At 67.5% G+C, this 22,097-nt stretch carries 15 protein-coding genes and 1 pseudogene; 6 read left to right on the top strand and 10 right to left on the bottom strand.

The window, feature by feature from the left end:
- Positions 1–88 precede the first annotated feature (88 nt).
- Positions 89–694, bottom strand: a complete 606-nt coding sequence (locus AB3K92_RS15635; protein WP_124587782.1) for a hypothetical protein — start codon at positions 692–694, stop codon at positions 89–91.
- A 236-nt stretch (positions 695–930) separates the two neighbouring features.
- On the opposite strand from AB3K92_RS15635, the gene AB3K92_RS15640 reads away from it, so the two are divergent.
- The 3 genes and pseudogenes from AB3K92_RS15640 to AB3K92_RS15650 form a co-directional block, all read left to right on the top strand.
- On the top strand, positions 931–1,170 hold the full coding sequence (locus tag AB3K92_RS15640) for a hypothetical protein (RefSeq protein WP_059622957.1): 240 nt from the start codon (positions 931–933) through the stop codon (positions 1,168–1,170).
- A 139-nt stretch (positions 1,171–1,309) separates the two neighbouring features.
- Positions 1,310–2,800, top strand: coding sequence for an ISNCY family transposase (locus AB3K92_RS15645; RefSeq protein ID WP_059586690.1), 1,491 nt, complete (start codon positions 1,310–1,312; stop codon positions 2,798–2,800).
- Positions 2,801–2,990: 190 nt separating this feature from the next.
- Positions 2,991–3,263: pseudogene (locus AB3K92_RS15650) on the top strand (helix-turn-helix domain-containing protein); the annotation flags it as partial.
- Positions 3,264–3,273: 10 nt separating this feature from the next.
- Here the strand turns inward: AB3K92_RS15650 and AB3K92_RS15655 are convergent.
- From AB3K92_RS15655 to AB3K92_RS15695, 9 genes are all read right to left on the bottom strand, one after another.
- Entirely contained in the window at positions 3,274–4,332 is a 1,059-nt protein-coding gene (locus tag AB3K92_RS15655; RefSeq protein ID WP_369465381.1) for a hypothetical protein, read from the bottom strand.
- Between the two features lie 77 nt (positions 4,333–4,409).
- Positions 4,410–5,156 carry a lysozyme inhibitor LprI family protein gene (locus AB3K92_RS15660; protein WP_369465382.1) on the bottom strand — a complete coding sequence of 249 codons (747 nt, stop codon included), beginning with the start codon at positions 5,154–5,156 and terminating at the stop codon, positions 4,410–4,412.
- 42 nt (positions 5,157–5,198) lie between these two features.
- The gene (locus AB3K92_RS15665) at positions 5,199–9,473 is read right to left on the bottom strand and encodes a DUF4132 domain-containing protein (RefSeq protein WP_369465383.1); all 4,275 of its coding nucleotides are present in this window, start codon (positions 9,471–9,473) and stop codon (positions 5,199–5,201) included.
- A gap of 168 nt (positions 9,474–9,641) precedes the next feature.
- Positions 9,642–11,879, bottom strand: a complete 2,238-nt coding sequence (locus AB3K92_RS15670; RefSeq protein ID WP_369465384.1) for a hypothetical protein — start codon at positions 11,877–11,879, stop codon at positions 9,642–9,644.
- On the bottom strand, positions 11,876–13,000 hold the full coding sequence (locus AB3K92_RS15675; RefSeq protein WP_059552223.1) for a VWA domain-containing protein: 1,125 nt from the start codon (positions 12,998–13,000) through the stop codon (positions 11,876–11,878). The genes AB3K92_RS15670 and AB3K92_RS15675 overlap by 4 nt, the downstream gene beginning before the upstream one ends.
- A 100-nt stretch (positions 13,001–13,100) precedes the next feature.
- A complete protein-coding gene (locus tag AB3K92_RS15680) occupies positions 13,101–15,587 on the bottom strand; it encodes a DUF5682 family protein (RefSeq protein WP_369465385.1) in 2,487 nt (828 codons plus the stop codon).
- Between the two features lie 10 nt (positions 15,588–15,597).
- The gene (locus AB3K92_RS15685; protein ID WP_155630914.1) at positions 15,598–15,747 is read right to left on the bottom strand and encodes a hypothetical protein; all 150 of its coding nucleotides are present in this window, start codon (positions 15,745–15,747) and stop codon (positions 15,598–15,600) included.
- Positions 15,748–15,755: 8 nt separating this feature from the next.
- A complete protein-coding gene (locus AB3K92_RS15690; protein ID WP_021158777.1) occupies positions 15,756–16,862 on the bottom strand; it encodes an AAA family ATPase in 1,107 nt (368 codons plus the stop codon).
- 562 nt (positions 16,863–17,424) lie between these two features.
- The gene (locus AB3K92_RS15695; RefSeq protein WP_369465386.1) at positions 17,425–18,399 is read right to left on the bottom strand and encodes an NAD(P)H-dependent flavin oxidoreductase; all 975 of its coding nucleotides are present in this window, start codon (positions 18,397–18,399) and stop codon (positions 17,425–17,427) included.
- Between the two features lie 334 nt (positions 18,400–18,733).
- Here AB3K92_RS15695 and AB3K92_RS15700 point away from each other — a divergent pair, with 334 nt between their 5' ends.
- From AB3K92_RS15700 to AB3K92_RS15710, 3 genes are all read left to right on the top strand, one after another.
- Positions 18,734–19,726, top strand: coding sequence for a GlxA family transcriptional regulator (locus AB3K92_RS15700; RefSeq protein WP_048024642.1), 993 nt, complete (start codon positions 18,734–18,736; stop codon positions 19,724–19,726).
- Between the two features lie 60 nt (positions 19,727–19,786).
- On the top strand, positions 19,787–20,491 hold the full coding sequence (locus AB3K92_RS15705) for a hypothetical protein (RefSeq protein ID WP_369465387.1): 705 nt from the start codon (positions 19,787–19,789) through the stop codon (positions 20,489–20,491).
- A 280-nt stretch (positions 20,492–20,771) separates the two neighbouring features.
- Positions 20,772–21,968: a porin gene (locus AB3K92_RS15710; RefSeq protein ID WP_042974289.1), complete on the top strand. Its 1,197-nt coding sequence runs from the start codon at positions 20,772–20,774 to the stop codon at positions 21,966–21,968.
- The last annotated feature ends 129 nt before the right edge of the window (positions 21,969–22,097 follow it).

Raw genomic sequence — 22,097 nt, forward strand, 5'->3', positions numbered from 1 at the left:
GTGGCGATCAGAGGAATTAACATCACATGCGGCAATTCACTTGATCGCCATACGAATCACATTGAATCAAATTGATTCGACCAATAAATTAATTTGCCTGCTTGAAGGTAGCGGTCCCGGTGATCGACGGCTTCCCATTAAATGCCGAATTCCCGTTTCCAGAGAGGATTCCGATTACGGTTCCGTCGCTCGCAGTAAATTGAAGTGTCGTTGCGGCCACTCCAATGGTAAGCGAGAAGGTTGCCGTTCCATACGTCAACAACTGCGTCGGTGTAAGGGTCTGGCCGTTCAGCGTCCGAAGAAAAGAAAGATTGGCTGAGGACGAGAACGCGCCGCTCCCTGCAACTGTAAGCGTAATCGCAGTTTGGCTTGCATCGTAGGAAAGCGCCTGACAACTAAAGGCAAGAATTTGATACTCATTGATCACCTTAAACGAGAAAGGTCCACCCGCATTAATGAAGAGCAGCTCTCCATGCTTGACTTTATTGAAAACCTCGGGGTGATCTTTCGCAATACGTTCTGCTGCCTTGTTGGCTTCCTCGATTGCAAGAGCCGCGACCACGCCGTATGCATTTTTTTGTTCACTGGTAAGCGATTGAACATTCTCGGACATTTTTTCACCCATTTTGTTTCGGTTCGAAGGATGCGCGCATGGCAAGATCGTCACACCGCAATAATAATCGAGCACATTCACGCCTTGACTTGCAAATATTGAGTGATCTGCAACTCAAGTTATTCGCGATTTGCCTATATCGGGACTCGCTTGAATATGAAATTATGCGAACCGCACCTTGTGATCAATTACACGTGATTACACGCGTATAAAATTGGGGCTAGCAAATAGAGGCACCCCTGCCTGATGAATTCGCAGGCAAGCCTACTGGAGGCGGCGGCGCCCGAGTCGTGGAGCGGAGGCAACGGTGTCGATCAATGACATTGCGGGAGCTGTCAGCTTTTCTGGCGGAACTGCTGGAGCGCGAGTCGAGCGATACCGCCCGGGAGATCCGGCATCTGTACCGGATCATTCGTAACGCCTGGCTTCACAAAGAACACGTGGTCGTGGCAGGCGTTTCGAAGGAGGCGATTTCGGGCTTGTTACGCTGTTGCCGAGCGCGAGGTGCCGGGAGCAGCCATGCCTTGATTGCCCGGATCATGGCGACAATTCTCTGAATTCCATTTTACATAACGTGAATTATCAGTGATTTTTGCTGTAGTAGCTTTTTAGAAATGTCGTGTTCTAGCCATTTAGAAATGTCGCGTTTGGAACTCGGTAAGCTTGCCGGCTCCCCGTCAGATCATGGAGCCGGCGATGCACCGAACAGCTCTGGTGACATTGAACATGCGAGAACTCGACCGTCTGAAGGTAATCCGGGCCGTGGTGGATTTGGACCTGAAGCCTGGCCGCGCGGCAGAACGGCTGGGCCTGACGGTCCGGCAGATCGAGCGGCTGGTGATTCGATACCGGGAGTCTGGTGCGGCGGGCCTGGCCTCGCGCAAGCGTGGCGGTCCCGGCAACCGGCGGCTGGATGCGGAGTTGGCCCAACGGGCGCTGACGATCATCCGCGATCGCTACGCCGATTTCGGACCGACATTGGCCTGCGAGAAGCTCTGGGAATGCCACGGCATTCGGTTGGCCAAGGAAACGGTCAGGAGGCTGATGACGGACGCTGGCTTGTGGATTCCACGTCGGCAGCGACCGCCGAAGGTGTACCAGCCGCGAGCACGTCGGGCCTGCCTGGGCGAATTGATCCAGATCGACGGCAGCGATCATCGGTGGTTCGAGGAACGGGCGCCGGCCTGCACGTTGCTTGTCTATGTGGATGACGCAACGAGTCGGCTGATGATGCTGCACTTCACGCAGACCGAATCGACCTTCAGCTACTTCGAGGCGACGCGAGCGTACATCGAACGTCACGGCAAGCCGGGGGCGTTTTACAGCGACAAGTACAGCGTGTTCCGCAACGTAACGCCAGGCAAGACTGGTAATCGAGTGACGCACTTCGGCCGCGCGATGTACGAGCTGAACATCGACGCGTTCTGCGCAAACAGCAGTCCGGCCAAGGGGCGAGTCGAGCGAGCACATCTGACTCTGCAGGATCGCTTGGTCAAGGAGATGCGCTTGCGCGGGATCAGCACGGTGGTCGACGCCAACGCTTACGCACCCTCCTTCATGGCCACTTACAACGCGCGGTTTGCGAAGCCGCCGAAGAGCGACTTCAATGCGCACCGACCGCTGCGCGCCGATGAGAATCTTGACTTGGTGCTGACCTGGCGCGAGCCGCGGAAAGTGACGAAGTCGCTCACAGTACAGTACGACCGAGTGATGTATTTGCTGGACGATACACCGGAGAATCGGCAACTGATTGATCGAACGATCGAGGTTTGGGAGTACCCGGATGGGCGGATCGAACTCCGAGCAGAGGGTCGCGTGTTGCCCTGCAGGCAGTACGATCGGCTGGCCGAGATCGATCAAGGTGCCATCGTCGAACACAAGCGTCTGAGTCACATGCTGCAGATCGCGCAAGCGCTTCAAGCGCAACGCGATAACAGCCGAATCGGTAAGGCACCGTCTCGAACGCATCGAGGCGACTCGACCAAGGCAAATCGCAACACCATGCAGCCGAACAAAAAGAAGCAACGTGAGTTCACGCAGGCCGATGTCGAGCAGGTGATCGTAGATCTAGCTGAACACCGACAGGCACAGAATCAACCCCGCAAACCTGGCCGGCGGTCTGCGAAGGCCAACGCGGTAAGCGGAAGCGCCCTGCCCGATCAGGACCAAATCTTCGACACGGCGTGATCCGGAAGCCCAAGAGAAACAAATCCTGAACCCTTGAAAACACGACATTTCTATTTAGCTGGCGCCACGACATCTTGAAATGGCTACGACATTTGTGTAGGTCCCAAGTTCAGATGTCGCGTTTCCGCTAAATAAAAATGTCGTGTTTTGGCCTGTAGGTTGATCGCCTGCACCCTTGGGAGCGCCGGCGATGAACGCGACTGGGACGATCACCATGACGATGCGTGAAGTGGATCGGCTGAAGGTCATCGAGGCTGTAGCCGAGTGTCGGCTCAAGCCTGGCCAGGCGGCCGAACGGCTGAAGTTGAGCGTGCGGCAGATTGAGCGTCTGGTATTGCGCTATCGCGCGGCCGGCGTGGCCGGATTGGTGTCAGGCAAGCGTGGGCGCCCGAGCAATCATCAGTTGCCGGCTGGAAAGGCGCAGCGGGCGCTGGCATTGATCCGCGCTCGCCACGCCGATTTCGCCCGCCGCATCAAACCAGATACGCGGCCACTTCCTCCGGCGTCAGGAACCGCACCAGCGTCACGGACGGGTTCTGCGCCGGATGGCAGGCGCCATTGAAGCCGTTCCAGCTCCTCTTGATACCCTCTTCCGTCTCCAGCGCGATCAGCGCGCATTTACCGTGCTTGCGGTGGCTGCGCAACGGCGCTTCGCCCCATGCGAGCGCCAGGTTGTCGACCAGCACGCCGTTCGCGTACGCATGCGCCTGCAGCCAGTGAAACTCCGACGAATCCTGATCTTCGTCGCCGCTCCTCGGCGCGATCGGCTTGCCGACGCGCAGCGTCCGCGCATGTTCGCCGATCAGGCGCTGTAGCAGCGTGAACGCATGGAACGTGTTGTTGACCGCATGCGCGCTGGCGACGAAGCCCGTGCCGGAAGCCGGCAGCACGACGACGCACTCCGGTTCGTAGCTCAACGCCGACGCTGCACACAGAAAGTGCAACTGATCGAACGGCAAACTGTCGTTGTCGGCGATCCGCTCCAGCAACGCCTGCAGCGCGGTGTCGGCCACGAGATCGCCGTGATTGTCGCGATCGCGCATCAGCATCGCCATCAGCGGCAGGACGAGCGTATCGACCGCGTCCCGCAACGCATCGATTTCCCGGCCCTGTAGCCCGTCGAGCGCATCGAGCCGTTGCCGGGCGGCGTGCCAGTCGCGCCGCTCGTCGTCGGTGGCGCCGTCGTCGTCATCCTCGACTGCCCTTGCGCAAAACGGCGCGAGTTCAGGCAGCCACGCCCCAAGCCTCGCCAGCGCGGCCGGAAACAGGATGCGCGGATCGGCCCCACCCTCGACGATCGCGCCACCGAGCAACGCCAGCAATGCCGCGCGATTCGGATGCAGCGCCGGCAGCTCGGCCGCACACGCGTGCAGGATCGCGTCGGCGCGGCGACGGTCCTGCGCCTGCGCACGCAGTTCGTCGACTTCGGCCAGTTCGAAGAAGTCGTCCAGCGTGAAGAGATCGGTTTCGTCGAGGACGGGCCGGTGCAGGACGGCAAGGAGTTCAGGTGTCAGCTGCGTCATGGTTGGCATGGCAGGAACGGGCGAATGGGCGACAAGCGTGATCGAGGCGGTCGGCGTGTCGGTTTGCAGACGTGCGGTTCAGACTGTCATTCAAATTGGAAACCTTTGTTCGGCGCGTGCTCCTCGTCGATATACGTGCCCTGAAAATCCACGTCGCTGCCGTGGCCGAGCACGGTCCCGCATTGACCGCGCTGTTCGACTTCCATCTGCGCACCGTGAATGGCGAAATCGAGCTGGCAGCCGTCGGCGCCCACGTGGAATGCCTTGCCGTCGGCCCGCACGACGGCGTCTGCCTTGTATTCCCGTCCGCTGTTTTCACCGTTCCACGACGACGCGTCGAACGTCAGCCGTGCCGCATCGGCATACGGGTTGAGGTGAATCATGATGATTCCGCCGCGATTGCGCGGCAACGGCCTGGACGAAATCTCCAGGAGCGTCCACGTTTGCGACCAGTGGAAGTCGTTGATGTCGAGCACGATTTCGGGGTTGGGCTGGGAAAGCTGCTGCAGCCGCCGGAGATAGCTGGTACGCAGGCAGTCGACGTCTCGTCCGCAGGCATCCCGTTGGCTTCGCCAGCCGCGCTGATCGCGCTTCAGTCCATTGAGGCCGGAGTCGCCGTGCGACCTGTCGACGCGTTGCGGCGCAAGCGACCACGCGATCGCGAGCTGATCGTCGAGTTTCGACAACTCGGGGACGGCGCATATCGTTTGCTCCGCCGGTTGTCTGGCCAGATGGCAATTGAAGGACGCCGCGTATACGGTGCCGGCGAACCAGATGGACACCGGCAGCAGTGCGATGCGGGCCAGCGTCCGGGGGGCAATCGTTGTCTTCATGTCGAATGGGATGAAGGTGGATGGTCATGCAATGGTCACGTGTTACTCCCGCATCCCCTCCAGATCGCGGATCAACTCGCTCGCCGAGATCTCGTCGAGCGTCGACAGCGCATCGGGTTCGCGAATGCTGCCCCAGTTCGACGGCGAACCGGCCTGCAACGCGCCGAGTTGCTGATCCGGATTCATGTCGACCGCCCCGACGAAGATCCCCGGGTCCAGCGACAGTTCGATCACCTTGCCCGCGCCGAGCGGCTTCGTGAAATACCAGATGCAGCCGGCATCCTCGACCTGGCCGCGCCGCCAGCCCTTGTTGACGAGCCCGAGCACGCGGCCGGTCGGCACCTTGACGCCCTTCCAGCGTTCGAGCTGCCGCCCGTTGCGCTCGTCGTCGGTCAGCCGGTACACGTCGCGACCGAGCTGCGCGAACGGCTGCAGCAGCTCGTAGTCGGCGAACACCTGCCCGAATGCGGCGGCATCGGCCGGCGCGATCTCTAGCGCATGCGGCACCCCGATGCGGATCGTCGCGCCCTCCGGCAACGCAAACGCATCGTCGTCGGCAGTCGCCGCCGTGCCGTCTTCCGCCACCCGGAAGCAGGCCTTCAGCGTGCCGCCGAAGTTGCCGCCGTCGTCGACTTCGTACACACCCCAGACAAGGCGCTGGACAAGGTGGCGCACGAGCGGATGCTCGGCGAGAAACGTGCGAAACACCTCGGGTGTCCAGCGGCGGCGCCCGCACATCGCCACCTCGAGCCGCGCGACCTGCTGGCTCGCGATGGTGCGCGCATCCTTCTTCAGCACCTTGAAGCGCTCGACCGCCTCCTTGCCCTTCACGGGATCGTCGGTCTTCTTCGGCTTCGGCAGGTCCGCGAGCCGCGCGCCGGCCACGCCGTCGGCGCCGGTCTCGCGCACATACGGCTTGAGCGTCTCGTCGAAGCCGACCCGGAATGCACGCGGACCGAAGTCGAGCAGCATCGTCCCATGTTCGTCGAGCCCGAGATCCGGCGCGAGACGGTCCTCCAGCTCCTCGGACGACAGCCCGCGCGCTTCCGCGATCGCATCGATCTTCTCTCGTGCGCGGTCCTGCAGCGCGCGGAACTTGACCTTCTGCGCGATGCCGTTGAGCAGCATCAGCGCGACGTCGCTGCCGATCGAGGCCAGCACGTCGAGGCCGGTCGCCGCGCGCGCATGCGCCGATTCGCCGGGCCATGTGCGGATCAGCGGCGTCAGCTTGCGTGCGGTGTCGTCGTTGCCGAACAGGCCCAGCGCGGTGAGCGCCCAACCCTCCTTGCCCGGCGCGCCGGCATCGAGCCATGCGTTGAAGCAGTCCCACGCGAAATCGGCCAGCGACTCCGCCGTGCACGCGTCCTTCACGACATCGATGCCGCCGTAGACGCCTTCACCGGTCGGGAACGTCAGCATCTGGCCGAGATGGTCGAGCGCGTCGTCCGGCAGCGCCTTGCCGTTTTTCAGCACCGGCCGGCGCCAGCCGCGCGGCTGCCAGAATTCGGGCAACTTGCTGCGCTTGGTCGGAAAACGGTCGAGCGGGCTCTCGTCGAGCACGGCGCGCACCGCTTGCGGCACCGCGTCGTCGGCATAGCGCGAGGCGACGTCGATCAGCAGCGCCTCGTGGCCGTTCGCCTGCAGCAAACGCAGCGCCGCGCCGGCGCAGTCGCGCGCTTCGCCCGGCTTGCCGAGCGACGGTGCGATCAGGCCGCAGGCCGCATGCTCCGGAAACTTGAGCAGCCACGCACGGCCGTCGTCGCGCAAGGTCTTCAGCTTCGCGAACGCGCGGGCCGCGATCGGCGCGCATTCGACGGCGCCGTAATTCAGCGCGTAGCCGAAATTCTCGGTCGGCTTGTTGCGCACGGTCGCGATGAGGCCGGGCAACGCGGGCAGGCCGAAGGTCGCCATCACCAGGGTCACGCCCGCCGTGCTGTGTTCGCCTGCCACCGCGTTCCAGATGTCGACGGCCACCGCGGCCGGCAACAGCGTCAGGTATTCGGCGCGCAGCCAGTACCAGAAGTAACGCTCGCGCTTGCGCGCGTCGATCATCGCGCGCCACGCGGCGACGAACGCCGGCGCGTCACCGTGCCGGATCGCCTTCGCCGCCGCCTCGCCGAGCGGCCCGTAGTATTTTTTGCTCGCGTCGAAACCGAGGCCGTCGATCAGCGTCATCGTGTCCTTCGACGCCGCGGCGAGCCGCTTCACTTCCCACTGGTCGGGCGTTTTCGCCTGCTTGCGCTTCGCTTCGTCCCAGCATTCGACCGCTGCCAGTTCGAGCGGCTCCAGCGTGAGCGCAGCCGCCCGCTTCTGCCGTGCGGCAAGCCAGGGGGGCGCGGCCAGCACACCCGGCAATTCCTCGGCCGATGCGACCTCGGCCGGGCCGGCCAGCAGCGCGAGGAGCTTGTCGATCACGGCCTGGGCCGGTGCGTCGAGCCACGGCCGCAGCCCGTCGACGTGCGCCGCATGCGCGCGCAACAGGCGCGTGAGGCTCGGCGTCAGCAGCCCGGCATCCTTGCCGCCCGCTGCCACGAGCCGCGACAGCGCGACCATGCCGGCCACCGGCCAGCGATCGAGCGACAGCGACAGGCGCGCGAGCGCGCCCTTCGAACCGCTGGCGACCTTCGCCAGCGCAGCCACCGCGTCGGGCGTGCCGATCGCGGCGAGCGCGTCGCCCGCCTCGTCGGCGGCAGCGCCGCGTTCGAGCACGTCGAACGCGGCGCTGCCGCGCTCGCGCAGCACGGTCGCGACCATCCGCGACATTCCCCAGAACTCGCGGCCATAGCTGTTCGGCCGGATTCTCCCGGCCACCGCGATCGCATCGGGATCGGTCGCGGTCAGCAGCATCCAGTGCAGCGTCTCGGGCACGTCGGGTTCAGCGCTCAGCCTGCGCACCAGCGCATTCGACAGCTGCGGCACATCGGGCAACAACAGTGCGGGTATCGGCTGGCGGGTCGGGTGCAGCGCCGGCAACGCGGCCTCGATCCTGTCGACGCAGGCCTGCCAGTCCGCCTCGCTCGCCGCGGCAAGATGCTCGCGCAGCGCCGCCTCGCCGCCGACGATCGGCCCGCGCCAGCTCCCGCGCACCGGGCCTTCGACATTCGTCGAGAAACGATGGAGGCGGCGCTGCGCCTGACGGTCGTAATCGGCGTGCACGTGGATTTTCAACGCGTCGAGCAGCACGTCGATCGCGCCCGTCAATCCGTACTGCGCAACCAGGTAGTCGGCAACCGGGCGGCCGATCGTGGTTTCGCCGTGATAGTCGCCCACGGTCATCGCCAGCGCGAACAGCACGGCGTCGGCTTGCGCGTCCGCCACCGGCCCGGCGATCGGCGTACGCGCGGCCAGCCGGTCGAGCATCCGCTGGGCGGCCGGCCGCAGCGCCGCGTCGGTCGCGCCGATGTCGATCGAGTACCCGTCCTTGCCTTCGATCTTCAGCCACGCAGCGCGCACGTCGAGCACGGTCACCGGGACGGGAAAACGGCGGGACGCATAGGCTTCGCGCAGGATCTGCGGCGACAGCCGCACGGGATCGCCGTGCATCAGCCACGGCGGGGCGCCGGTGTCGGCGACGGCGGGTGCGGCAGGCGCCGGCGCGGCGGCCGCCTCGGACGCCAACCACTCGCCGAGTGCCACGGCAGTTGCCTGCCCGTGCTCGTGCACGCTGGCCGACGCGCCCCAGCCATGCAGCAGACGGCGCGACTTGAGCAGGTCGAGCGCCATCGCGGCGCCCTGGTCGCCGACGTCGTAGCGGCGCTTGATCACGGCGACCGTCAACGTCTCGCCGGGCTTCAGGTCGCCGTTCGCGATCTGCGCGCGCACGGTCTCGAAGACACGCTCGCACTGGGCGTCGAAACCTTCGGCGGCGACGGGCGGCAAGGGCGCGGCGGCCGTGGCGGCGGTGGTGCTGGAAACCGTTGAACGCGGCGTCGATGCCGCCGGCTGGGCCGACGGTGTGGGCGGCACACCTTTCGCGGCTTTCGCCGCTGCGGGTTGCGCGTTCGCGCCCGGTTCCGCGTCTGTCGGCGCCTGCGGCACCGCGGCCGGGGTTGCCGGCGACGCGACGGCCGGCGGCTTGGCGGCAGTCGCGCCGATGCTGGCGCCGGCCGCCACCGCGACTTCGGCATAACCCTTGCCGGTCTTCTCCTTGACGAGCTTGTCGAGCGCGGCGCGCGCCTTCGCGTCGTCCGCGAACGACTTCGTCTGGCTCTGGCCCGCGGTGCCGATGCGGCCCCAGCGGATATTGAGCCCGGAGCCTTCCTGCTCCACTTCCCAGAACTTGCTGGAGTTGCCTTCGATCAGTTCAAAACGACGCATCCGTTCCCTCTCACTCGGATCGACGACGCGGCACGATGCCGCGCCCGCATGCCATGGCCGCAACGCAGCCATGGCGCCCTCTCGTTCATTCATCCCGCGAGCCGTGCAGCCTGCCCGACGGCTCGCGGTGTCGGGCGCCGACTGCTCGCCCGTTCGACGGTCATGCCGTCATTGCTCGACGATGCCCAGCAGCAGCAACGTCAGCGAACCCAGTTGCGTCAGGATCGACGCCGATTGCGCACCGCGCAAGCCGTCGGCCAGCGTGCGCAGCAGCCGCCCGGCGTGCGCGAGGCCGGCACGCTCCAGTCGCGTGGCCTGCGCCAGCGCACGCTCGACCGCGCCGCCGCCCTGATGGCGCATGCCCTGGCGCAGCCACTCGGCCAGCAGCGCCAGCGTGTCCTCCGCGAGCGCGACCAGCGCGGGCAACGACTCGCGCCCGCCGGCCAGCGGCAGCGGTTGCGGCGCCGTCGTTTCGGTCTGCAGCACGACGGCGCGCTGCGCGGTCAACACGGCCAGCGGCCGCATCACGGCCGTGCCCGCATGCAGCCGGACGGTACCCGCCAGCGCGCGCAACGTGCCCCATTCGCCGGACAGCGCGCGCGCCAGCGCATCGACCGCGCCGGGTGCCACGGCGCGATGCGGCAGCGCGAGGTGCAGCACATCGTCGCCGTCCACATCGGCCGTCCCTGCTTCCCCCTGCTCGAGCCGCGCGTGCAGCACCTGGGCAGCCGCATCCCAATGGACCGACCGCACGACCATCGGCTCGAACGCGACCACGTGCAGCGACCCGGCCGCGCCGGCCGCCGCGCCGTTCGCCGCCTGTCTCGGCCGCACGAAGTCGGGCAGCGCGTCACGCAGGTGCGCGACGAGCGCCGCGATGCCCGGCTGGCGGATCGGCGCGACGAGATCGTCCCAGGAGGTCGGCGACAGCGGCAGCACGCCTGTCTGCCGCACGCCGGCGGAGATGTCGACCGCACCGTTCGCGCGCCGCTTCGCGGTCTTCGTGACGACCTGCCCAGCGGCGATCTGCCGCAACGGAAAACCCGCGACGCGGCGGCCGGCCAGATCCGGCGCACGGCCGCCGGCCGCGACGTCGGCGGCACGCGGCCAGTTGCGCGTCAGCACCATCACGGTCTGCGTATCGGGATCGGCGAACAGCACGCTCGCCCCCTCTTCCGCGTCGTCGGCCCACAGCTCGACGCCGAGCGACACCAGCCGCAGATGATCGAGTTCGACCTCGCCCTTCACGCCGATGCCGAGCATCTGGCGGGCCGGCACCGCGGCACCCTCAAGCTGCGTCGCGGCGGACAACGCCGCGCGCAAGCGTGCCCACAGTTCGGCCAGCACGCGCACGAGCCGCAGCGGCTCGAAGCGGCTGCTGCGCGCATGCTGTGCGTGCACGAGCTGCCAGGCTTCGTCGAGCGCGTCGTCGACCCACTGCCAGCCGCGCTCGCGCAGGCGGCCGCGCAGCGACTCCACGCGCGCGGCCAGCGCGATCGGCGGCTGGCTCGAACCGTCCAGCCACAGCGCGTGTACCAGCCTGTCGAGGTCGGCGATCAGCGCGTGCGCCGCTTCGTCGCGCAACGGCGACCGGTCGTCGCCACGCTCGTCTTCTTCGCCGGCCGGCGGGCGCACCTCGACGATCGTCTCCGGTACGCCGTCGGCCGGTGCCCCGGCCTGCCGGAATGCCCAGACGGCCAGCACGACGTGCGCGCAGCCGCTGCCCTGCCGGCAGTCGCAACGCGCATGCGCGAGCGAGCGTCGCGAGAAGAACCGCACGGTACACATCGGCAGGCGTGCAACCGGCGACGACTGTGCGCCGGACCACGGCTGCACGGTCACGGCGGGCCGCGCGGCCGCCATGCGCGCGGCCTGTTCGAGCACCGACGGCGCAAAACTCGTCGCCAGCGCGGCATCGTCGAAATCGGCGGGGCTCCATGCGCGATCCGCGGACGACGTGCCGTTCGTGTCGTCGCCCGGCGGCGCATCGTCCGCACCGGCACCTGCTGCGCCGCGTGCGACATCGTCCGGATTGCAGATCGATTCATCGCGCGTATCGGCCTGCCCCGTCTCGTCGTCTCCGCCTGCACCCACCTCGCCCGGGGCAACCGCTTCGATCCCCCGCATGCTCGCCTGATAGGCGAACACCAGCATCACGCGATGCCGGCACATGCCGCTCGCGGTGCAGTTGCACGCCGCGTCGCGCAAGGTCCGGCCCGGCGGCAGGCTGGTACGCACGCCGTCGGCGAACGACGCATGCACGGTGCCGTCGCCGTCGACGGCCACCGCCGGCACCGCGCCGGCGGCGACGTCCTTCTGGGCGCGCTTGACGAACCCGGCGTTGGCGAGCGCCGTCAGCGCTTCGGGCGTCAGTTCGAGGAGGTCGTCGCGGATCGGTGCGCTCATCCCTGCACCTTCTCGGCGAGCCACGCGGCCAGTTGGCCGGGCGTCATCGCGCCGACTTGCGCACCGGCGTTCACGAGCCGCGCGGCCATCTCGCGGTCGTAGGCGGGCTCGGCAGCCGAATCGAGCGCGGCCAGCCCGAGCACGCGCGCGCCGCTCTCGGCCAGCGCCTTCACGCGACGCACGAGTTCGTAGCCGCTGCCGCCTTCATAGAAATCGCTGACCAGCACGATGATCGTGCGGGCGGGATTCGCGACGCAGGATTGCGCATACGCGACGGCCTTCGCGATGTCCGTGCCACCGCCGAGCTGGACCTTCATCAACAGCTCGACCGGGTCGGACACGTCGGCGGTCAGGTCGACCACCGACGTGTCGAAGGCCACGAGCCGCGTGCGCATGCCCGGCAATTGCCACAGGCACGCGGCCATCACCGCGCTGTGAATCACCGAGTTGACCATCGACCCGCTCTGGTCGACGAGCAGCACGATGTCCCACGGCTCGGCGTGGCGACGCGTGCGACTGTTGAAGACCGGCGTGTCGAGATACAGCTTGCGCCGCTCGGGATGCCAGTGACGCAGGTTCGCGGCCAGCGTGCGCGTGTAGTCGAAATTGCGCGCGATCTTCATCCGCGAGCGCCGGCGCCGGTCGCGGGTGCCGCTGAAGGCCTGCCGCACGTCGGTCGCCAGCCGCTCCATGATTCGCCGGACCACCTCGGCAACCAGCCGCCGCGCGGCCGCCAGCACCTCGGGATTCATCAGGTGCTTCGTGTGCAGCACGGCGCGCAGCAACGATTCGGACGGCTCGATCCGCTCCAGCACCTCGAGGTTCGTGACGACTTCGTCGATGCCGAAACGCTCGACCGCGTCGCGTTCGAGCCGGTCGATCACCTCCTTCGGAAACAGCGTGTGGATCGTGTTGATCCAGTCCGGCGTGCTCAGCGCGGACGGCCCGAGGCCGGCCCCGCGCTCGCCGCGCTGCGCGCGGTCGTCGTCGCGGCCGTACAGCCAGTCGAGCGCCGCATCGGCGGCCCGCGCGTCCGCACCCGGCGTGCCGCATGCGGCCTCGGCCGGTTCGCCGAGCAGCAGGCGCCAGCGTTCGAGCGGACCGGGAATGTTCAGCGGCATGGCAGGACTCGCGGAAAACGCGCCGCACCGTGCCGTGACGGCGCGACATCGTGGTAAGGGAAGCGGAAGCCGGATGCGCGGCGGCCTGTCGGTCGGCACTTCATGACGCCTCCGGATCGGGCGTGAGCCCCCAGCGGCGCAAACGGCCGAGCACCTGCCCCTCGATGCGCGCGGCGTGCGCGGCCTCTTCGGGCGACGCATCGTCCGCGTGCCGCTCCGTCAGCACGCGGCGTGACAGGTGTGTCGCGTCGTGCAGCGCGAGCACCTGATCCGCGAGCTGCCCGCGCTCCCGCGGCGGCAACCACGCGAACGCGCTGCGCAAGCCCGGCAACGCGAGCACGAAATCGGCGTCGTCGAGCGCGCGTATGGTCGCATCCATGCCCGCGACGAAAGCCGGTGCGCTCGCCAGTGTCTCGCGCGCCAGCGCAAGCAAACCGCCGAGCGCATCGCCGAGCGCCGCGGCCGGCATCGCCCGCAGCAGCGCCATCGCATCGTCGATGCCTGCGACGGGTTGACCGTCGTCGACGCCGGCCTGCCCCGCCAGGCCGAGCAGCGCGCCGAGCGCCGCGCCGCGACTCGCGGGCGCCGCTGCCTTATCGGCCGCCTTGCGCCGCCAGACGGCCAGCGCGCGCGACGGCTCGATCGCGAGCGGCGTGTGGCCGGCACCGTCGGCACCGGCCAGTACGTCGGCTACGATCCGGCGCAGTGCGACGTGCCCCTGTACGTGGGCGTCGAGATCGGCCGGCGGCAGCGCGGCGGCCGGCTCCAGCAACCATAGCGCGCGATCGAACCCGGCCTCGACGACGATCCGCAGCACCGGTGCATCGTTCATGCCGAGCAGATGGCCGTGACGCAGCAGCGTATGCAGGTTGCCGAGCGCCGGGGCGAGCGACTCGAAGCGCTGCTCGCGCGCGACCGCATCGTGCAGCGTGTCCAGCAGCGCGGTACTCAGCGCTGCCAGCCCGGCCCACGCGGCGCGGTTCAGGCCATCCGCGAGCGGCGCGATGCGGCCGCCCGCCTCACGCAATTCATCCTCGAGCCGCGCGCGTGCCGCGTCGGACAGCGTCGCGCCCCACGCGCCGGCTTCGATCAGCGCCGCCTGCTGCTCGAGCGGCTCGCCGAGCTGCCAGACTTCGTCGCGTTCGCCCGACATCGCAAGCTGTGCGCCCTGGCGGCGCACGATGCCCGGTACGCGCAACAGCGCCAGCCGGTGCAGCACGCGGCTGCGCGCACGCCCCTGGTCGGTCAGCAGGTCGAGCGTCAGCGTGCCGTGCAGCACGATGCCGAGCGCGGCCAGCTCGTCGCGCACCGCGGCGACGAGCGGCGGTTGCGGCGTGCCGGGCGCGAGCTCGCCGGCGGCGTCGCCCGCCAGCGCATCCATCGCCTCGACCAGCACCGGATCGGTGCCGGCCCGCAGCGGCCCGCGATAGGTCCACGGCAGCGGCGCGTCGAGCGCCTCCTTCACCAGCGCGCCGGCCAGCGCGTCGAGCCAGTCGCAACGCAACGGCCGCGCGTGGCCGCGCAGGCGTGCCAGCCCTTCGGCCCGCACGTGCACGGCAATCAGGTCGGCCGTCGATACCGGCAGCTTGCGCGCGCGCAGCCGCTGCATCACGTTCTCGAGCACGCGCCGCGCCGCCGCTTCCGCGCCGTCAGCCCAGACCCACTGGTAATAAGCCGGCGAAGGCATCCCCGATGCGTAGCCCGCGAACGCGTCGAGACGCTTGAACGTGTAAGGCACGAGATAGGAACCGTAGCGGACGCTGCGCGCAGCCCCGTCGGCGGTCGTCGAATCCGTGTCGCACGCGCTGGCGTCGTCTTCCCGTTCGTCGGGCACGGCACCGGCATCGCCGTCGATCGCGCCGGGTTCGGGCGTATCGGGCAACGCGGCCGGCCGCGTGCGCCAGAGTGTCGCCAGCGCCGGCGCGTGATAACCGCCGCAGACGACCAGCACGTCGTCCGCCTGCCCGTCGGCTTCGGCGACGGCCCACGCGATCCAGCGCGCCATCATCCGTTCGCGTGCCTGGTTGCCGAGCGAGCCCGGATCGTCGGCGCGCAGATGCGAGAAGTAGGTCGACAGGCGCGCCTCGAGTTCGTCCAGCGCGCCCGGCGTATCGCCGACGTCCTCGAACAGGTGGTCCCACAGCGCATCGCGGCCTTGCACCGAGAGCGTGTCCGCCAGCGCGCGCTCGTATGCGTCGGCGCGGGCCTCGTGTTCGGCGTCCGCGACATCGGCGTAGCGGTTCTCCAGCCGCGAGAACGCCGCGTGCCACGCGGGCAGGTCGATGAACCGGACCGTCGCGCCGACTTCGCGCCCCGCCTGCAATGCCTGCCATTCCGGCGAATGCTCGGCGAACGGGGTCCACGAGCCGTAATGCGCGGTATCGCCGGACAGATAGCTGTAGATCGCGATCGGCAGGCGGTGCGGACGATACAGTTCGTCGAGCCGGCCGTTGAAGTCGGCCGGCCCCTCGATCAGCACGTAGCGCGGCCGCCGTGCGCGGATGCGCTCGGCTACCAGCCGCGCGCACGCGGGGCTGTGATGGCGGATGCCGACGATGTGCGGCTGGCCGGGCGTCACGGTCTGCATGCGGCGCCTGTCAGTCGAAGTCGACGCATACGGAGGCGCCGGACGCGATGCAGCCCGACCTGCCCTTGTCGATCTCTACGCCCTTTTTGCCGTGCACGCGGCACGCATCGGGCACACGACGTCCCGGCCCGCGCATGCCGCCGCGATCGGTCGTACTCATGTTGCGCATCACGGCAGACGGTGGCGTGCCGCGTAATACGCGCGCCAATGCGCCCCTTCGCGCCGGGCGGCCTTCTGTTCGAAATAGCGGCGCAGCTTCGCGCGGTCGTCGGCGTTGTCCTTGACCACGGTGCCGGCGATGCAGTCGACGAGATCCTGCGGCGACCCTTCACGCTGCTCGAGAAACCATGCGCGCACGCCGACCGCATGCGCGACGTTCACCGCTTCGGCCGTCGACATCACCGCCGTCAGCCGGTCCATCGCGCCGTCGCTGCCCGCCGCATCGCCGGCCCCGCCGCGCAAATCGCGAAACGTGGTGACCAGCAGTTCCAGCACCGGCTGCGGCACGGCCGCCGGAATGCCGCTGCCGGCCAGCAGGCGCGCGCTGGCTTCGCGCACGAGCGCGAGTTCGCTGTCGAAGTCGAGAATCGGAAACACGGTTTCGAAATCGAAGCGCCGCTTGAGCGCCGCGCTCATCTCGTTCACGCCACGGTCGCGCGTGTTCGCGGTCGCGATGATGTTGAAGCCCTCGCGCGCGTACAGCATCCCGTGTTCGCCGTGCAGTTCGGGCACGGCCATCACGCGATCCGACAGCATGCCGAGCAGGCAGTCCTGCACTTCCAGCGGCGCACGCGTGATTTCCTCGAAGCGCACGATCCGGCCGTCGTGCATGCCCTGGTACAGCGGCGCGGGCACGAGCGCGCGCGGGCTCGGCCCTTCGTTGATCAGCAACGCGTAGTTCCAGCCGTACTTGATCTGGTCTTCGGTGATCGATGCGCCGCCCTGGATCGTCAGCGTCGACGTGCCGCTGATCGCGGCCGCCAGCAGCTCGGACAGCATCGATTTCGCGGTGCCCGGCTCGCCGACCAGCATCAGCCCGCGCCCGGTGGCGAGCGTGACGAGCATGCGCTCGATGCTCGCGATCGGCGCGACCACCTTCGGCGCGATGCCGAGCGAGCGATCGCCGGCAATGAATGCGCGGGCGGCCGTCAGACTCAGTTGCCAGCCCGGCGGGCGTGGTTGGGCGCCATCCTGCGCCTTCAGCTGCGCGAGCTGATCGGCATACAGGACTTCAGCGGGCGGACGCTGCAATGCATGCGGTTGAGACGGAGCCATGTCTGCTTCTTCTTGTCTTGTATTCGCGGTCGGGCTCGATGGCCCTCGGAGCGCGAATTATATCGCCGCGTGCAAGATCGCGATCCGTCGATGACGGTATTTGTCATCTCATGGGCCGATCGCCGGAGCGGGCGCCGGCTTGCGATGCGTCGAGCCGGGGAGAAACCGCATCGGGCTCGCGTGGCGCAACGCGGTGGCGTCGGCCGGGCCGGAATCCGGATGATGTCCGGGGGCGCTGCCCGAAGGGAACGCGGAATCGGGCAACCCGGGTTACCCGATCCTTAAAGGGGGAAGTCATTGAATTCACGAGCACCCGGCCGTCGTGAAGCGATTCAGTTCACGACGGACAGGGTGCTCGAGTCCGGTCGCGCCGCGAGGCGACTGGAACCGACGACGCGACAGTCTCTACATCGACAAAGCGGCCGCCAACCGACGCTTTCGATCATCGCCACGGTCGCCCGGTTGGCCCTCGTCGACCACATCCCGCACGAATCCTCGCCGGCATCGCGCCGGCGAGGATTCATCGGCGACGGCGGGCGGCATCCCGCGTCGCCAATCCGGATCAAACCGCGATACGTGCCAGGCGGCTGCGGATGATCTCCGTCGCCTCGCTCACGATGCGCTCGACGAGTTCCTTCACGGTCGGGATATCGCGGATCAGGCCGACGACCAGGCCGCACGACCACGCGCCCGCGTCGAGCGCGCCCTCCTTCATGATGCGCGGATACACGCCGGCGACTTCTTCGGCGATATCGTCGAACCGGATGCCGGCGCCGAGCCTGCTTTCCTTTTCGAGAATGCGATCGACCGCGGCATTGCGCAGCACGCGCTCGGTATTGCGCAACGGGCGCATGACCAGGCGCGTATCCAGCTCGGAGGCCGCGACCAGCGCCTGCTTCACGTTCTCGTGCACCGGCGCCTCGCGGGTGGCGACGAAGCGCGTTCCCATGTTGACGCCGTCCGCGCCGAGCGAAAGTGCCGCAACCAGCGACCGGCCGTCAGCCATGCCGCCGGAGGCCACGAACGGAATCCTGAGTTCTTCGGCGGCGCGTGGCAGCAGAATGAAGTTCGGAATGTCGTCCTCGCCAGGGTGGCCGCCGCATTCGAATCCATCGACGCTGACCGCATCGCAGCCGATGGACTCGGCCTTCAGCGCGTGGCGAATCGACGTGCACTTGTGGATCACCTTGATGTGCGCTTCCTTGAGCGCGGCCAGGTAGGGCTGCGGGTTGTTGCCGGCCGTTTCGACGACCTTGACCCCGCCTTCGACGATGGCCCGGATGTAGCCGGGATAGTCGGGGGACGTGACGGTCGGCAGGAACGTGAGGTTCACGCCGAACGGCTTGTCGGTCATTTCGCGGCAACGCCGGATTTCAGCGGCCAGATCGGCCGGCGATCGCTGGGTCAGGCCGGTGATGATGCCGAGTCCGCCGGCGTTGGAGACTGCTGCGACCAGCTCCGCGTACCCGACATGGTGCATGCCGCCCTGGATGATCGGATAGTCGATGCCGAAGAGTTCGGTGATCCTGGTTTTCATGATGTTTGCGGTTCAGGTTGAGACGAAAGCGCCTTCGCATGCAGGGCACGCTGCGGCCCCGACGCGCGTCATCGCGCGGCTGAATCGGCGGTGCGAAGCCGACGGAACTCCACGCTGCCGGGCAACGGAGGCGCCTGCCGCTACCCGGGGGCGGCCACATTGGCCTTCTCGTGGCCCGGACGGCACACGATACTGCGTCCCCCGCGCTGCCGGCCGCATGGCGATCCTGTCGCTGCCCGCCAACTGGCGCCAGGTTGACACGACCAGTTTCCTCTCGGGCCGAACTGCCGTACATTGGCGAAACTGACACATTGAATGCGATATCCGACACATCATGCCTCGCGCCGCCATTCTTGCGTATGACGATTGCTACGCGTCCAGCCTGGGCGGGTTCGCCGACATCCTGCAGATCGCGAACGCGCACTGGCGGCGACAAAGGGGCGATGGCAATGCGCAGTTCGAATGGCGGTTCGTTTCTCCGACGGGGAAGCCGGTCATGGCGAGCAACGGCTTGCAACTGAACACGGAGCCGATCCGGCCGCGAGAGAAGTTCGACCTGGTTTTCATTCCCAGTGCGCATTACGCGAGCGGCAAGGCCTTCGACCGGTTGCTGGCACGACAGTCGGCCGCATGCGACTGGCTGGTTTCGCAATGGAACGCGGGGGCCTATCTTGCGGCGAACTGCACCGGCACGTTCGTCCTGGCCAGAACCGGCCTCCTGGACGAACGGCCCGCGACGACCACATGGTGGCTGGCCGATCAGTTCCGCAGCCGGTTTCCCCGCGTCGACCTTCAGTTGGAACCCGTCGTCACCGAAGCCGACCGCCTGATCTGTGCCGGAGCATCGGCGTCCTACCTGCTGCAGACCATCCATGTCATCGAGCGCTTCTGCGGGGCGGCCATCGCCGCGCAGTGCGCGAAGACGATGCTGATCGACGTCAGCCAGACGAAGCAATTGCCGTATCTCCCGTTGCTGGCAGACAAGGAACACGCCGACTCGCTGGTTCACCGCGCGCAGTATTGGCTGCAGAAGAACATGACGAAGGACGTGAAGATGTCGGAGATGGCGCATGAGCTCGGCGTGAGCGAGCGCACGATCATCCGCCGGTTCCGCGCGGCGCTGAATCAGCCGCCGTTACGGTATTTGCAGAACCTGCGCATCGAAGCCGCGCGCGGCTTGCTGGAGGCCGGCGATCTCAGCCTCGAGCGGATTACGGCCCAGGTGGGATACAGCGATACCAGCTCGTTCTGCCGACTGTTCAAGGACAAGGTCGGCCTCAGCCCCGGCGCATACCGCGATCGCTTTCGCCCCGCGGGGGAATCGTAGACAACCCGACGTGCGCGCGCCGGCACGATTCACGACCCGTTCGGTTACGATTGCCCGATCGTGCCCACGATCGAAGCGGTCGAGCCCGATGAAATGCAGCGGCGTCATACGGCGCTGCTGGCCGGCGGTCAGCAGACAACCCGAACGGCGCGCCGCGCGCGCCGTTCGATTACCCCGACCTTCGCGATGCACTATCACCCCGACGACATCTACCGACTCTACCGGAGCGTGCCGACGCTGCTGCTGAACCGCCCGGCGCCGGCCGAACAGTTCCTGGCCGCTGCTGTCGAGACCGGCGCCGAACTCGGCCATGTGCTGCGCGACTATCCGCAGGTCCGTTACCAGCCGCTCGACTTCCACTACCTGTGCCAGCAAAGCCTGTCCGTGCTGGACGACACGCTGCTCGCCGACCTCACGGACGACATGAACGTGGGATGGCGCGGCGCGCACTGGGCCGCGCTGTTGATCGCGTTATCGGGCGATGCGCGCCATCTGCCGCACCTCGACGAAGTCAGGCGCCACCGCGGCGTCGAGTGGGCGGCCGAGCTTGCGGAAGCCGCGTCCGGCCCCGACGCCGGGTCGTCGGCATTCCGTGGCTGCCGGTCGATCGTGCGCCTGCGCGATCAGCTTGCCGCGTTGCCGCGCGTCGCGGTCCGCTTGCGGCCCTGGCTCTCGCCGGAAGCACTCGAAGCCAGGGCGATCGCCGTTCGTGCCGCGTATCGCGGCGGTGGCATCGAAGCCGCGCTGCCGGTTGCCCGACGCTAGGCTCCCCGTCGGCCATCGCCCGACGGACGATCACGCGATGGTCAACTGAATCACCTGACCTCGCCCTTGAGCCTTTGAGCCCATCGCAAACCCGGTGATGGGTTTCCCGCCGAACCGCCCCCTCCCCGCCTTCGTCCCGCCGCGATTCCACGCGATTTCGCAGAGGACCTTTCCTGTGCAACGCCTTAATCGACCGGCGCGCGATCTCCAATAATGGCCGCTCGATCCGCCGGCCGCCGCGCCGGTAAAACGATAAAAAACTCCTTTGCATTCCTACAAGATGAACAAACACGCCAGCACTCGACTCGCGGGGACCGCCATTGCCACCTGCCTGACCGCCTTCGCGTCGGAGGGTGCACACGCGCAGAGCAGCGTGACGCTGTACGGCCTGATCGACACGTCGATCACCTACGCGACCAACCAGCGCACGCACGGCGCCGGCTCGCCGGGCAGCGGCGCCGTCGCGATGACGAGCGGCGCCCTGAACGCGTCGCGCTGGGGGTTGCGCGGCCGCGAGGATCTCGGCGGCGGGATGGCCGCGATCTTCGGGCTCGAGAACGGTTTCTCGGGCACCACCGGCGCGCTGTCGCAGAAAGGCGTCGACATGTTCGGCCGCCAGGCATGGGTCGGCGTGAGCTCGAAGACGGCCGGCGAACTCACGTTCGGCCGCCAGTACGACCTGATCCTCGATTTCGTCACGCCGCTCGGCGCGTCCGGCCCCGGCTGGGGCGGCAATCTCGCGGTTCATCCGTACGACAACGACGATTCGAACCGCAACCTCCGCATCAACCAGGCGGTGAAGTACACGAGCCCGACGTATCGCGGGCTGAGGTTCGGCGCGATGTACGGGTTCTCGAACACGGCCGGCCAGTTCGCCAACAACGCGGCATGGAGCGCGGGCGTGTCGTACGCGAACGGGCCGCTGAAGCTCGGCGCCGGTTACCTGAAGATCAGCCGCGACCGCAATGCGCCGAACCCGAACGGTGCGCTCAGCACGGTCGACGGCTCGGCGACGATCACGGGCGGCAACCAGCAGATCTGGGCCGCGGCGGGCCGTTATGCGTTCGGGCCGCATTCGGTCGGCGCCGCGTGGTCGCACTCGACCACCGACGGCGTGACGGGCGTGCTCCAGGGCAGCGGCATCGCGCCGTTGAAGGGAGAATCGCTGGTGTTCGACAATTTCTCGGTCGACGGGCGCTTCGCCGTCACGCGTGCGTTGAGCCTCTCGGCCGCGTACACGTACACGATGGGCCGCTTCGACACGCGCACCGGCCAGACGCGGCCCAAATGGAACCAGGTCGTCGCGCAAGCCGACTATGCGCTGTCCAAGCGCACGGATGCGTATCTCGAGGGCGTCTACCAGAGCGTGAGCGGCGGCAACGGCAACCCCGCGTTCAACGCGACCGTCTGGACGCTGACGCCGTCGGCGAACAGCAACCAGGTCGTCGTCGCACTCGGGCTGCGGCACAAGTTCTGAAGACGAAGCACGGCGTCGCCACGCCGTCCGCGCAACGCATGCGTTTCGGCACGGCTCGATCGCATGCCCCGAGCCGCAAAGGCCGTGCCCGTGCACGGCCTTTGCGCAGTGGCATCGCGCCGCGTGACG

The organism is Burkholderia sp. Bmkn7, from assembly GCF_041103175.1.
GTDB classification, from domain to species: domain Bacteria; phylum Pseudomonadota; class Gammaproteobacteria; order Burkholderiales; family Burkholderiaceae; genus Burkholderia; species Burkholderia cepacia.

Bases quoted from the DNA above. Each gene is read 5' to 3' on its own strand.
- AB3K92_RS15680 (WP_369465385.1), bottom strand. From the start codon at position 15,587: ATGCAGACCGTGACGCCCGGCCAGCCGCACATCGTCGGCATCCGCCAT.
- AB3K92_RS15700 (WP_048024642.1), top strand. From the start codon at position 18,734: ATGCCTCGCGCCGCCATTCTTGCGTATGACGATTGCTACGCGTCCAGC.
- AB3K92_RS15645 (WP_059586690.1), top strand. From the start codon at position 1,310: ATGCACCGAACAGCTCTGGTGACATTGAACATGCGAGAACTCGACCGT.
- AB3K92_RS15695 (WP_369465386.1), bottom strand. From the start codon at position 18,399: ATGAAAACCAGGATCACCGAACTCTTCGGCATCGACTATCCGATCATC.
- AB3K92_RS15655 (WP_369465381.1), bottom strand. From the start codon at position 4,332: ATGCCAACCATGACGCAGCTGACACCTGAACTCCTTGCCGTCCTGCAC.
- AB3K92_RS15690 (WP_021158777.1), bottom strand. From the start codon at position 16,862: ATGGCTCCGTCTCAACCGCATGCATTGCAGCGTCCGCCCGCTGAAGTC.
- AB3K92_RS15665 (WP_369465383.1), bottom strand. From the start codon at position 9,473: ATGCGTCGTTTTGAACTGATCGAAGGCAACTCCAGCAAGTTCTGGGAA.
- AB3K92_RS15710 (WP_042974289.1), top strand. From the start codon at position 20,772: ATGAACAAACACGCCAGCACTCGACTCGCGGGGACCGCCATTGCCACC.
- AB3K92_RS15660 (WP_369465382.1), bottom strand. From the start codon at position 5,156: ATGAAGACAACGATTGCCCCCCGGACGCTGGCCCGCATCGCACTGCTG.
- AB3K92_RS15670 (WP_369465384.1), bottom strand. From the start codon at position 11,879: ATGAGCGCACCGATCCGCGACGACCTCCTCGAACTGACGCCCGAAGCG.
- AB3K92_RS15675 (WP_059552223.1), bottom strand. From the start codon at position 13,000: ATGCCGCTGAACATTCCCGGTCCGCTCGAACGCTGGCGCCTGCTGCTC.
- AB3K92_RS15685 (WP_155630914.1), bottom strand. From the start codon at position 15,747: ATGAGTACGACCGATCGCGGCGGCATGCGCGGGCCGGGACGTCGTGTG.
- AB3K92_RS15640 (WP_059622957.1), top strand. From the start codon at position 931: ATGACATTGCGGGAGCTGTCAGCTTTTCTGGCGGAACTGCTGGAGCGC.